This window comes from Rhodovibrio sodomensis, assembly GCF_016583645.1.
In the GTDB taxonomy this organism is placed as follows: domain Bacteria; phylum Pseudomonadota; class Alphaproteobacteria; order Kiloniellales; family Rhodovibrionaceae; genus Rhodovibrio; species Rhodovibrio sodomensis.
The window spans coordinates 1-617 of the sequence record NZ_NRRL01000306.1; the positions used below are offsets into that span (position 1 = coordinate 1).

A 617-nucleotide genomic window follows, 5' to 3' on the forward strand; every position below is an offset into this window, starting at 1 on the left:
ACTCCCCCTCATCCCGACCTTCTCCCCGCCTGCGGGGAGAAGGTCGGGATGAGGGGGAGTCTCCACGAGGTCGCTGAGAGACGAACTCGCGGAGACTCCCTCTCACCCGGATCGCATCTGACGATGCGATCCGACCTCTCCCCGCACGCGGGGCGAGGTGAAGAGAGGGCCCTCGCAAGATCTAGCGATTGGGATCCGGATAGACGAGGCTGCGCCAGCCGCTGCGATCGAACGGGGCCCACTCGCCGTCCTTCTGCGCGAGGCGATCGGCAACGGCGTAGACCACGGCCGGGTGATGGCCCATGCCGCAATGGCTGCTCTCGACCTCGATGCTGTCGGTCATCGACGAGTTCTGCTCGCGGCAGCCTTGCCAGGCGCAGACGCCGTCAGTGCGGCTGAAAATCGCAGTGGTCGGCACCGGCGGCGCACTGGCGAGCGAGCCGCCGAAACGGGAATCCTCCTCGTCGGCGCGGCGGCCGCTGGCCATCTCGTAGACGCGCCAGGCATTGGTCGACTTCGGACCGGCGGCAAACGGGCTGCCGAGCGTGATCACCTGGCGCACGCGATCCGGCATCATCTTGGCAAGCTGGCGCGCATAGAGGCCGCCGAGGCTCCAG

General features: G+C 67.9%; 1 protein-coding gene. It reads right to left on the bottom strand.

Annotation, left to right across the window (positions count from 1 at the left end; genetic code table 11):
* Positions 1 to 181: 181 nt before the first annotated feature.
* The coding region (locus CKO28_RS27895; RefSeq protein WP_200344812.1) for an alpha/beta fold hydrolase at positions 182 to 617 on the bottom strand (436 nt) is incomplete at its 5' end.